At 72.8% G+C, this 11,843-nt stretch carries 8 protein-coding genes; 5 read left to right on the top strand and 3 right to left on the bottom strand.

Annotation, left to right across the window (positions count from 1 at the left end):
- The first annotated feature begins 175 nt into the window (after positions 1-175).
- From QWM81_RS11335 to QWM81_RS11315, 5 genes are read left to right on the top strand one after another with little or no spacing between them, the layout of a single operon-like run.
- On the top strand, positions 176-2,047 hold the full coding sequence (locus QWM81_RS11335) for a type IV secretory system conjugative DNA transfer family protein (RefSeq protein WP_290111707.1): 1,872 nt from the start codon (positions 176-178) through the stop codon (positions 2,045-2,047).
- A complete protein-coding gene (locus QWM81_RS11330) occupies positions 2,044-2,703 on the top strand; it encodes a hypothetical protein (RefSeq protein WP_290111706.1) in 660 nt (219 codons plus the stop codon). Before QWM81_RS11335 ends, QWM81_RS11330 begins: the two co-directional genes overlap by 4 nt.
- Entirely contained in the window at positions 2,700-3,200 is a 501-nt protein-coding gene (locus QWM81_RS11325; protein ID WP_290111705.1) for a hypothetical protein, read from the top strand. The genes QWM81_RS11330 and QWM81_RS11325 overlap by 4 nt, the downstream gene beginning before the upstream one ends.
- A complete protein-coding gene (locus QWM81_RS11320; protein ID WP_290111704.1) occupies positions 3,197-4,180 on the top strand; it encodes a hypothetical protein in 984 nt (327 codons plus the stop codon). Before QWM81_RS11325 ends, QWM81_RS11320 begins: the two co-directional genes overlap by 4 nt.
- 25 nt (positions 4,181-4,205) lie before the next feature.
- Positions 4,206-5,528: an outer membrane protein assembly factor BamB family protein gene (locus QWM81_RS11315; protein ID WP_290111703.1), complete on the top strand. Its 1,323-nt coding sequence runs from the start codon at positions 4,206-4,208 to the stop codon at positions 5,526-5,528.
- A gap of 84 nt (positions 5,529-5,612) precedes the next feature.
- Here QWM81_RS11315 and nudC read toward each other — a convergent pair whose 3' ends face one another.
- From nudC to QWM81_RS11300, 3 genes are read right to left on the bottom strand one after another with little or no spacing between them, the layout of a single operon-like run.
- On the bottom strand, positions 5,613-6,560 hold the full coding sequence (gene nudC / locus QWM81_RS11310; RefSeq protein ID WP_290111702.1) for an NAD(+) diphosphatase: 948 nt from the start codon (positions 6,558-6,560) through the stop codon (positions 5,613-5,615).
- Positions 6,561-6,597: 37 nt separating this feature from the next.
- Positions 6,598-8,004 (bottom strand): dipeptidase, encoded by a 1,407-nt coding sequence (locus QWM81_RS11305; RefSeq protein ID WP_290111701.1) that lies wholly within the window; start codon positions 8,002-8,004, stop codon positions 6,598-6,600.
- A gap of 10 nt (positions 8,005-8,014) precedes the next feature.
- Complete coding sequence (locus QWM81_RS11300; RefSeq protein WP_290111700.1) at positions 8,015-11,785, bottom strand: ATP-dependent helicase; 3,771 nt, start codon at positions 11,783-11,785, stop codon at positions 8,015-8,017.
- Between the last annotated feature and the right edge of the window lie 58 nt (positions 11,786-11,843).

Here is an 11,843-nt window from a genome sequence, read left to right as displayed (position 1 = left end):
CCGGCCGACGGCCCCGTGCTCAGGGCGGCGCCGAGTCTAACCACAACGTCCGACAATCCCCATGCTCCGTCCGCGCACCGGGCCTCTCAAGCCCTTTTGACATTGCGGCTGCTACGGTCGTGCAGCATCATGACGTCGCCCGTTCGGGCGAGTTCGGTACTTCGGGGGAGCGGTAATGAGCCGCGGACGTGATCTGGGACGCAAGCCGCAGAGGGCCGGTTCCAGCGGTGAGACGAGCATCCTGAAAGCCGTCTGCGCGATCGCCGCCGCGGCGGTCTCCTGGCACCTGGCGGTATGGGCGACCGCGGACGGCCTGGCCGTGTCCGACGTCGCCTCGACCGTTGCCGCGCTCATCGTCCATGAACCGCTCGGCGCGCTCGGCGACGGGGTACGTCCGGCCTCGGCCGGCGTCACGCTCAGCGTCTGGGCCGCCTTCCTCCTCGGACCGGCCCTCCTCGTGTGGTCGGTGGTCCGCTGGGCGCGGCAGCGGTCGAGGAGCCGGAGCGGCGAGGGACTCGCCTCGGCGATCGAGGCCCGTTACGCCCTCGGTGAGCAGCGGGCCCGCAAGTCGGCCGCGCAGACCCGGGCGACGACGTTCGCCCGCAGCGACGGCAGCTTCGACGCACGAGCGGCGGCCAGGGCGGACCTCAGCGAGGTCGGCTGGCTCCTCGGCCGTCAACTCGGCACCGGGCAAGCCCTGGTGGCCACGCCCGAGGACTCGGTCGCCGTCATCGCCCCCTCCGGGGCGGGCAAGTCCCGCACCGTCGTCATCCCGGCCTGCCTGGACGCGCCCGGCCCTCTGGTCGTCACCTCCACCCGCGCCGACGTCCTGGACGTCATCGCCGAACCCCGCTCCCGCATGGGCCGGGTGTGGGTCTTCGACCCGCTCGACACCGTGGGCTGGCCCGAGCGGATGGTGTGGGACCCGGTCGCCGGCTGCCAGGACGGCGAGACGGCGACCTCACGGGCGCTGTCGTTCTCCGTGGGCATGGGCGCCGACGACTCCTCGTCCACCAACGCCGGCTTCTTCCAGCAGACCGCGTCCTCCGCCCTGACCCGGCTCCTCCACGCCGCGGCGCTCGAAGGCCGCACCATCGAGCACGTGATGCGCTGGGCGACCAACCTGGAGAACGCCGACGAGCCGCGCACCATCCTCACCGACCACCCGGGCGCGGAGCCGGGCTGGGACGTCCTGCTGAGGTCGGTCTCCACCGGAGCGGACGAGACGGTCGCCTCCACCCGGCAGACCCTCGCGGCGCAGATCGAACCGCTCGCGCTGCGCAAGGTGCTGCGGTGCGTCACACCGCAGAAGGACGTGCCCGCCTTCGACCCCGACCGGTTCGTGGCCTCCCGCGACACCCTCGTACTGATCAGCGACGCCAACGCCTCCACCAACGTCTCGCCGCTCACCACGATGCTGCTCGGCGAGGTCGTCGACGCCGCCAAGCGCCGCGCCCCGAGACTCCCCTCGGGGCGTCTCGACCCGTTCCTGCGCCTGGTCCTGGACGAGGTCGCCAACGTCGCACCCCTGCCGAAGCTGCCCTCGCTGGCCTCCGACGCGCGCGGTTACGGCATCCACCTCGTGTACGCCCTGCAGTCCCTCGCCCAGGCCGTCCTGCGATGGGGCGAGCAGGAGGCCGACACCCTCCTCGACAACGCCGCCGCCACCCTGGTCATGGGCGGGCTCAAGGACATCGAGGCACTGCGCCGCTTCTCCGAACTCGTCGGCGAGACCGAGATGGCGGAGGTGTCGACCTCCCGCGAGTCCAACCGCCTCTTCGTCTCCACCACTTCGCAGGCCGAGCGCGAGCGGCGGGTGCTCCGCCCGGAGGAGATCCGGCAGTTGCCCGGCGGCCAGGCGCTGCTGCTCTTCCGTGGCGCGCCCGGTGTCATCGCCGAGCTCGTGCCGTGGGACGCACGCCGCGACGGCAAGCGGCTGCGGGCCGCCGAGCACGCCACGAGGGCGCGCCGAGTCGGACCGGGTGCCGGACCGGGCACCGGACCGAGCGCCGGATCGAGCGCAGGATCGAGCCTGGAGAAGCCGTGAGCACGGAGCAGACGCCTCCGGTCGCCCCGGCCGTGCTGCGCCTCGCCCAGGACGTCGAGGCCGTACGGCAGCACCGCGAGAAGCTGGAAGCGCTGGTACGCGCCTTCGCCACCCGCGTGAAGAACGACCAGCGCGAGGTGGAGGAGGTGCTGAGGGAGATCCTGGCCCGCCTCGACACCTTGGAGCGGGGCCCGCACGGCGGCCCCGGTGGCCCCGGCAGGCCCGGCCCCTCCGCCGCCTCGCCGCCCGGGACGGACCGGCCCGTGGGCAGCCCCTGGTCATACCGGGCGACGGAGCGCGATTGGCGGGACCTGGCAGCCTGGGTCGACTGGCTCAGCGGCCACTACGCGCCCCAGCTCCACCTGCGTATCTGGCCCTGCTGGCCCGCGCACGGCGGCGTGACCGAGGAACTCGCCGGGCTGCGCGCGGCCTGGCTCGCCGCTTCCGAGGCCGACGCGGCGTCGGGAGGAGCGGGGCAGGAGATGGCCTACTGGCACCAGATGTGGCTCTGGCCGACGCTTGAGCGGATCCGGCAGAACTACATGTTCAAGGGCTGCGAGTCCGACCACTCACCCGACCGTCCGGGCCGCCTCACCGACCAGGCGGCACTTGAGGCACGTATCGACGCCTCTAGCGCAAGGAGGAACACCGCATGAGCGAGCAGTACGAGTACGAGTATTTCGTCGACACCGATCCCGGCTACACCGTGGAGCGGCCGAGCAGCCTGTGGCGGCGCAGCGGCGACTCCTGGGAGTACCTGTCCCTGCTCACCTGGGAGTGGCGCAGGGTGGGCGGGGACAACCCCGTCAGGCAGCAGCCACTGCCGGAGGCGCTGCACCCGGTGACGGCGGAGCGCGCCAAGGAGCTGGAGGCGGACCGCCAGGGGTGGGTGCGGTACTGGGCGGAGTACGAGGACGAGGCGGCCTGGCGCGCCGGTGAGGCGCCCTACTCGGTGGTGCGGCGGCGGCGCAGCCCCGAGCGGATTTACGACGAGGCCTTCATGGCCACCAACACGTGGGAGCCGACAGCCCGGGTCTTCGACCACTTCAGTGCGCGGGCCGACGAGTTGACGTATCTCGCCGAGGTCACCCCGGATGAGGCCGAGCGTCTGCTGCGGCAGGTCCGCGGCGTGAGCGGAGCGACCGATCTGTGATCGACGACACGGGGGCATGGCGCGGCGAAGGAACCGATTCCGGCTTCCGGCTCACGCCTGAGCAGAACAAGGTCGTCACCGACCGCTGGCAGGAGGCCCGGAAGGTCCAGGCCGAGCTCGACCGCAAGATGCGAGCGATGCAGTCGTCGGTCGCCGGCCGGGGCGGCCGACTCGAGGGGCTGGAGTACTCGCTCAAGGGCCTCGACTCTCTGCGCCGCAAGGTCGCGGAGCCCGCGATGCGCGGTGTCCCGGTCGAGAAGCCGTTGTCGAAGAACAACGACCTCCACCGCTACACCCTGACGTTCCCCGCCGAGGAGTACACCGCCGGCACGAAGCAGGTGTACGAGCAGCTGCGTGAGCAGGGGTACCGGCCGGTCCCGGGATCGGAGAAGAACACCTGGGAAGACCCGGTGTACAAGGGCCTCAACACGACCTGGGAACACGCCGAGAGAGCCGAGAAGTTCGAGCTCCAGTTCCATACGCCGGAGAGCTTCCGGGCGAAGATGGACAACCACGAGCTGTACGAGATCTCCCGGGCCAACACCTATGCGAAGAAGTTCGAGAACGATCCGGAACTCGCGAAGGAGTACGAGCAGGCGATCGACCTCCTCCAGAACGAGCGCTACCAGAACGTCCCGATACCGCCAGGCGTCGAGGAGCTCGGGGAGCGCAAGGTCCGGGCCACGCTCAACCCCGCGGTGCGGCCCCAGATCATCGAGGAGGTCCGGGCCTACGAGGCGGAAGTACGCGCCGGCAACGAGGCGAAGGCGGCCGGGGCCACGGCCACCGCGCCCGTGGACGCGGAGGTCAGCGAGGACCTGGCGGCCCTGCTGGAGGACGACGGGCCCAGCCTGCGTGATCGCATCACTCCCCCGGCCGCTCCGGGGCTTCCGGCACAGCGCACGCAGAACCACGCGCCTTCGCTCACCGACTCGCCGCTGCCCGACCTCAAGCAGGGCCCCAAGGGCCCCCGCCTGTGACGACGACATGATGAAAGGCTCCTCTGTGCGATCCCGACGACCACTGACCGCGCTGGCCACGGCCGCCCTCATAGGAGGCGCCCTCACCGCGTGCGGCGGAAGCGACGAAGCGGGCGCGGGCGGGGGCGGCCAGGCCGGTCCGAAGGCGTCGCCGTCCGCCTCCGCGTCACCGTCCCCCGCACCGCGTAAGAGCTATGACCCGCCGGTGAGGTTCGACGCCCGGAAGGACACCCGGCTGCCGGACGCCCTGAAGGTGTCACCGGAGGACGTGGGCCAGACCCGGTTCAGCCGGGCCTCGTTCGCCCTGCACAAGGGGATCGCCTACGCGGCGGACGGCAAGCGGGTGTCCGCCTACGACACCGCGAATGGCAAGGTCGTCTGGTCCGCCCCGCTCAGTGACCGTCCGGTGGCGGAGGTTCCGGTCCCCGTGGTGGTCCAACTCCCGGGCCGTACCGTGGTGATCGCCGCCGTGCGCACGGTGACGGGCGGTACCGGCACCTCGAAGGAGTCGGCATCGTCGACGGCGGTCGTGGCTTTTGACCCCCGTTCCGGCGCCAAGCAGTGGAGCGAGGTGATCGACGCTCCGGGGATGCTCATCGGCGCCGACAGCAGTGCGGCCGTCTTCTCCGACGAGGGCTCCGTGTGGGCGCTCGACCCGGCGACCGGGAAGAAGCTGTGGGACAAGCAGGGCGCCGGTCTGACCGACCCCGTCTACAGCGGCGGAGCGGTCATCGGCGTGGTCAAGAGCTCCGAGGAGATCAAGGTCGAGCCCCACGACCAGCCGTTCACGCCCGAGTTCACCCGGCTGGTGGGCCTGTCGCCGAAGGACGGCGGCACGCTCTGGGAGCAGTACGCGAGGAGCAACACGCTCAAGGCGCGGTCCATCGGCACCGGTACCGTCCAGGTCGAGGCGACGTACTCGTCCCCCTTCGGTGACTTCGGGGACGACTCCGTGGACGTCATCGACGCCAGGACGGGCAAGCCGCGTGTCCGCCTGCCCCTCGACGGGTCCACCGACACGGAGGACTGGGTGTGCGCCTTCGACGAACGTGGTGTCGTCGTGTGCGGCATCGCGTACACCTATGAGCGCGTGCACGCCTACGACGCCATCTCCGGCAAGCAGCTGTGGGCGCTGCCCACCGAAGACCGCAAGTCGCTGGAGGTCACGGCCGTCTGGCACGGCGCCGTGTACGGCGAGGTGGAGGGCGGCGGGCCCGTGGTCCTGGACGCGCGCACCGGTGCGGACCGCGAGGTGAAGCCGGGGGTGGCCCCGGCGTTGGTCGATGGCACCGTCGGCCTGGTCAAGGGCAACATGGGCAGCCTGGAGGCGTACCCCGCGGTGGGATGACCGGCCCGGTTACCCGCCCGGCCCCGCCCGCTGCCCCGGCCGCTCGGCGGGGCCGAGGGGCGGGGCCCGCCGTACCGGCGCGCGTCAGGCGACGTTTCCGGGCTTCGGCAGCGGCTTGCCGTACCAGAGCTCGATCAGACGGGCCGCGATCGAGATTCCGTACGGGGGAAGGACCTCGCCGGACTCGAACGCGGCCCGCAGCTCCTCCCGGGAGAACCAGCGGGCCTCCTCGATCTCGTCCCCGTCCACGTTGATCTCGGACGACGTGGCCCGCGCCATGAAGCCCAGCATCAGGCTCGACGGGAAGGGCCAGGGCTGGCTGGCGACGTACTCCACCTCGCCGACCGTCACCCCGGCCTCCTCGAAGACCTCCCGGGCCACCGACTGCTCGATCGACTCACCCGGCTCGACGAAGCCCGCGAGCGTAGAGAAGCGGCCCTCGGGCCAGTGGACCTGGCGGCCCAGCAGCGCCCGGTCCTCCTCGTCCGTCACCAGCATGATCACCGCCGGGTCCGTACGCGGGTAGTGCTCGGCGCCGCAGGCCGGGCAGCGGCGGATGTGGCCCGCGGCAGCGATCACCGTGCGCTCGCCGCAGCGCGAGCAGAACCGGTGCAACCGCTGCCAGTTCTCCAGTGCCACGGCGTGCGCCATCAGTCCCGCGTCACGCGGCGACAGCAGCAGCCCCGCCTCGCGCAGACCCGCCGGGCGGGCCGACTGGTCCATGCGACCGGGCAGGGCGTCCTTCTGGAGGGCGAAGTAGCTGACGCCGTCCTCGTCCCTGCCCAGGAAGTACCGGTGCGTCTCGGTGACGGGCGCCTCGAAGGACGGGGTCATCACCAGTTCGGTGCGGCCGTCGGGGGTGTCGTCTATCAGCACCTGCCCGCCGGAGACCACGAACACCCGGGTCGTGGGGTGGCTCCACGCCGCGGCCAGCCACGCCTCGTCCAGACGGTGGTGGGCGGCGCGGTCGATGCCGCTCGGGGCGGTGAGGACGATCGGACGGTGCCCGGCCTCGTTGCTCAGGATGCTCACTGGTGCTTCCAACTCCCCCGGGTGGGTGGGTGTCTCTTCAGCGGAGTACGGCGGACAGGTCGCCCCACAGGTGGGCGGTGGTCTCCACGCCCTTGAGGAGCAGGTCCAGCTCGACCTTCTCGTTGGGCGAATGCCAGCCGTCGGACGGTACGGAGATGCCCAGGAAGAGCACGGGCGCGGCCAGTACGTCCTGGAGGTCGGCGGCCGGGCCAGAGCCGCCCTCGCGCGTGAAGCGGATCTTCGCGCCGTCGAAGGCCCGGCTCATCGACCGTACGACGGCCTTCAGGGCGGGGTGGTCGAGCGGGGTGAGGCAGGGGCGGGTGGCGGCGCCGAAGGTGATCTCGTGGCGGATGCCGGCCGGGACGCGGGCCGCGACCCAGTCGCGTACGGCCGCCTCGATCTTGTCCGGGTCCTGACCGGCGACCAGGCGGAACGACAGTTTCAGGTGGGCGGACGACGGGATGATCGTCTTGCCGCCGGGGCCCTGATAGCCGCCGCCGATGCCGTTGACCTCGGCGGTGGGGCGGGCCCAGACGCGCTCCAGGGTGGAGTAGCCGGCCTCCCCGAGGGTGCCGTGCGACGCGGCCGTGGCCAGCCAGGACGCCTCGTCGAAGGGCAGCTCGGCGATCAGCTCCCGCTCCGCGTCGGTGAGTTCCGCGATGTTGTCGTAGAAGCCGGGGATCGTGACGCGCTCGTCCTCGTCGTGCAGCGCGGCGACGAGGCGGGCGGCGACCGTGGCCGGGTTCGGTACGGCGCCACCGAAGGAACCCGAGTGGATGTCCTGGTCGGGTCCGTACAGGTCGATCTCGCAGTCGGCCAGGCCGCGCATGCCGGTGCAGACCGTGGGCGTCGTCTCCGACCACATGCCCGTGTCCGAGACGATCACGACATCGGCGGCGAGGCGGGCGCGGTGCTCCTCGACCAGCGCCCGGAAGTGCGGCGACCCGGACTCCTCCTCGCCCTCCACGAGCAGCTTGAGGTTGACGGCGGGGGCCGTGCGGCCGGTCAGCGCCAGGTGCGCGCGCACACCCAGGGTGTGGAAGAACACCTGGCCCTTGTCGTCGGCCGCACCGCGCGCGTGGAGCCGGTTTTCGCGGATCACCGGCTCGAAGGGATCCGTGTCCCAGCCGTCCTCGCGGGCGGCGGGCTGCACGTCGTGGTGGCCGTAGACCAGGACCGTGGGCGCGTCCTCGTCACCCGAGGGCCACTCGGCGAAGACGGCGGGTGCGCCGGGCGTCTCCCAGACCTCCGCGACCGGGAAGCCCGTCTCCTTCAGCTTCATGGCGAGCCACTCGGCACTGCGCCGTACGTCCGGGGCGTGCACCGGCTGCGCCGACACGGACGGGATGCGCAGCCACTCGGCGAGGTCGTCGAGGAAGGCGGCGCGGTGCTGCTCCACGTACGCACGTACGGTCGGGACGGCGCTGTCCGGGGTGTCGCTCATGCCCTTGAGCCTATCCGGCCTCGTCGGTCGTCTCGTCGGCCGTCCCACGGAGCAGGATGGCCTCGATCCCGGCGCGCCCGGGCAGGTGGTCGGGGCGGACCACTTCGCCCGTGCGTACGTAGACGAAGGCGGCCGTGACCGCGGAGAGCGGCAGGTCGTGCTGCTCCGCCCAGGCCAGGCGGTAGACCGCGAGCTGGAGGGGGTCGGCGGTACGGGAACGGCTGGTCTTCCAGTCCACGATCTCGTAGGTGGGGGCTCCGGTGGCCGGGTCGCTGTCGCGGTAGACGGCGTCGATACGGCCCCGGACCACGCGGCCGGCCAGAGCCAGCTGGAAGGGTGCCTCCACACGGTAGGGAGTGCGGTGGGCGTACGCGGTGTTCTCGAACGCCTCCTTGAGGGCGGCGAGGTCCCGCTCGTCGGTGATCTCGGGCTCGTCGGCGAACACCTCGCCGCCGGGCAGTTCGTCGGGGCCGAGCATGGGCAGCGGCAGTGCCTCGAACCGCGCCTCCACCCACGCGTGGAACCGCGTACCGCGCCGGGCGGCGGGCTGCGGCGGGCGCGGCATGGGGCGGGCCAGTTCCTGCGCGAAACCGTCCGGGTCGGCGGCGAGACGCAGCAGCTGGGAGGCGGACAGGGACGGCGGGAGGGGGACGTCGCGGGTGGTGGCGCGGGCGCGGAGGAGCTCGCCGGTGAGGGCGTCGAGGTCGCGGTCCCAGGAGGCGATGGTGCGGGCCTCTTCGGGGGCGAGGTGTTCCCCCCGCCGCGTGGACGGGCCCCCGGGCCCCCGGCCGCCGGCCTCCGGCGCGCGCGCCGCGGCACCCCCGGCGTCGGCGTCGCCACGCCGAGGGGCGGGCACGTCGGCGTACGGGGTCGCGGGCACGTCGGCGTACGGGGCGGCGTTCGCCGGCGGGACGGGGGCGGCTCCGCCGGGTTCGCCGGGTTCGCCGGGTCCGGGTAGGGGCGCGCCTGGCAGCCCGGTCGCCCAGTCGTCCCAGTCCGCGAGGTCGTCGGGCCACGGCTCGTCAGGGTCGGGGTGGCCGGGGTCGTCGGGGTAGCCCGGATCCGGGTGGTCCGGGTCGTCAGGGTGGTTCCGGTGGTTCAGGTGCTCCGGGGGGTCCGGGGGGTTCCGGTGGTCCGGGTGGCCGGGGTCGTCGGGGTGGTTCCGGTGCTCCAGGTCGTCCGGGGGGTCCCGGTGGTCCGGGTGGTTCGGATGGTCCCGGTGGTCGGGGCCCGGGCCTTCCGGTTCCGGAGAGGTCGTCGCCGTCGGGGCGCCGGGGGGCACGGGGTCCGCAGGGGAGTCCAGGTACTCCAGGACCTTGTCGGCGGCCGCGCGCCGCCGGGCGAGCGAGGTGGGGTCCAGCGGGAGCGGCCAGGCGCGGTCGGCCGTGGACTCGTGGAGCGTCGGGTTCTCGGCGTCCTCGGCCGGTTCGCCGGCCCAGACCTCGATGTCGCCGAAACCCGCCGCGCAGTGCTCGTACAGCGCGTGCAGGAACGGGGACGGGCCGCGCGGGCGCTTCTGGGTGGGGCCCCACCAGTGGGCCGAGCCCAGCAGGAGGGAGCGGGGGCGGGTGAAGGTCACGTACCCGAGGCGCAGTTCCTCGGTGTGCTGGTGGTCCTTCATGGCGTCCTTGAAGGACTTCAGGGACTTCGCGTCCCACTCGTCGATCGCCGGAAGGGTGGGGGCGTCGCCGCGCAGGGCGTGCGGGAGGACCTGGGGCTGGGCCGTCCAGGACTCGCGGGACCTGGTGCTGGGGAACTGCGTGGCGACCAGGCCGGGGACGGCGACCACGTCCCACTCCAGGCCCTTGGACTTGTGCGCGGTCAGGACCTTGACCGTGTTCTCGCCGCCCGGCAGGGCGTTGTCGAGGCCCTTCTCGTACTGCGCCGCGGTGCGCAGGAAGCCGAGGAAGGCCAGCAGCGTCGCGTCGCCGTCGAGGGAGGCGAAACCGGCGGCTATGTCGAGGAAGTTCGAGAGCGTCTCACGGCGGCGGGCGGCCAGGGCGTGCGGGGAGGCGGCCAGCTCGACCTCCAGGCCGGTGGTGGCCAGGACCCGGTGCAGGACGTCCATCAGGGGGTCGGCCAGGGAGCGCCGCAGGTCGCGCAGCTCGGTGGCGAGGCGGGCGAAACGGACCCTGGCCTCGGCGGAGAAGGGCAGGTCGTCGTCGTGACCGGCCGGGTCGAGGAAGGTGTCAAGGGCGTCCGCCAGCGAGATGACCTCCGCCGGGTCCACGCCTTCGACCGCCGCCGCCAGGCGCTCGTCGGGGTCGGCGTCGGCGTCGTCCCCCGACCGGTGGACCAGCAGCCGGGCACGCCGGCCCAGCAGCGCCAGGTCCCGGGCGCCGATCCGCCAGCGCGGGCCGGTGAGGAGGCGCACCAGGGAGGCGTTGGCGCCCGGGTCCTGGAGGACTTCGCAGACCGCGACCAGATCGGCGACCTCCGGCAGGTGCAGCAGCCCGGACAGGCCGACGACCTCTACGGGGACGTCCCGCGCGACCAGGGCGGCCTGGATCTCGGGGAAATCGGTCGCCGTACGACACAGGACCGCGATCTCGCCGGGCTCCTTTCCCGTGCGTACGAGGTGGGCGATGGAGTCGGCGAGCCAGGCGATCTCCTCGGCCTGGGTGGGCAGCAGCGCGATCCGGACGGTGCCGTCGCGCTCGGCGCCCGGCGCCGGACGGAGGGCTTCGACGCCTTGGTGCATGGCCCGCAGGGGCTCGGCGAGCCCGTTGGCCAGGTCCAGGAGGCGGCCACCGCTGCGGCGGTTCTCGCTGAGCGAGAAGCGGGTGGCGGGGCTGCCGTCCGCGTACGGGAAGTGCTCGGGGAAGTCGTCCAGGTTCGCGACGGACGCTCCGCGCCAGCCGTAGATCGCCTGGCAGGGGTCGCCCACGGCCGTGACGGGGTGGCCGGTGCCCCCGCCGAACAGGCCGGACAGCAGCAGCCGCTGGGCGACGGACGTGTCCTGGTACTCGTCCAGGAGGACGACCCGGAACTCGTCGCGCAGGATCGCGCCCACCTCCGGGCGGGTCAGCGCGAGCCGGGCGGACAGGGCGATCTGGTCGCCGAAGTCCAGCAGGTCGCGGGCGCGCTTGGCGTCGCGGTAGCGGACGACCAGGTCGGTGAGCTGGCGGCGGGCGGCGGCCGCCTCGGGGACCTTGCGCAGGTCGGCGTTGGTCAGGCGGGCGCCTTCGAGGGCGGCGAGGAGGCCGGAGTCGTACGCGAGGAGGTCGGCGGGGCGTACGAGGTGTTCGGCGAGCTCCGCGTCGAGGGCCAGCAGGTCGCTGACGAGCGTGGGGAACGACCTGGTCAGGGTCGGGTACGGACCGGGCGCCTCGCGCAGGACCCGGGCGGCGAGCTGGTAGCGCGTGGCGTCGGCGAGGAGGCGGGCGGTGGGCTCCAGGCCGATGCGCAGGCCGTGGTCGGTGAGCAGCTGCCCGGCGAAGGCGTGGTACGTGGAGATGCGCGGCTCGCCCGGCGGGTTGTCGGGGTCGATGACGTCCGGGTCGGTGACCCCGGCCCGTACCAGGGCCTTGCGCACCCGTTCGGCGAGTTCACCGGCCGCCTTGTTGGTGAACGTCAGTCCGAGGACCTGCTCGGGCGCGACCTGGCCCGTGCCGACCAGCCAGACCACGCGGGCGGCCATCACCGTCGTCTTGCCGGAACCGGCTCCGGCCACGATGACCTGCGGGGCGGGCGGCGCGGTGATGCAGGCCGTCTGCTCCGGGGTGAACGGGATGCCGAGGAGCTCCTTGAGCTGCTCGGGGTCGGTGAGGCGAATGGTCACGGTCAATGAGGCTAACGGGCCCCACTGACAGTCCTCACTCGGTCGTCATCCGGTGCCC

The organism is Streptomyces ficellus (genome assembly GCF_030406405.1).
In the GTDB taxonomy this organism is placed as follows: domain Bacteria; phylum Actinomycetota; class Actinomycetes; order Streptomycetales; family Streptomycetaceae; genus Streptomyces; species Streptomyces ficellus_B.
Note: the sequence above shows the minus strand (reverse complement) of the source record. Positions and strands in the feature narration are given on the sequence as shown.

Coding starts and splice junctions, on each gene's coding strand:
- QWM81_RS11325 (WP_290111705.1), top strand. CDS start 2,700: ATGAGCGAGCAGTACGAGTACGAGTATTTCGTCGACACCGATCCCGGC.
- QWM81_RS11305 (WP_290111701.1), bottom strand. CDS start 8,004: ATGAGCGACACCCCGGACAGCGCCGTCCCGACCGTACGTGCGTACGTG.
- QWM81_RS11335 (WP_290111707.1), top strand. CDS start 176: ATGAGCCGCGGACGTGATCTGGGACGCAAGCCGCAGAGGGCCGGTTCC.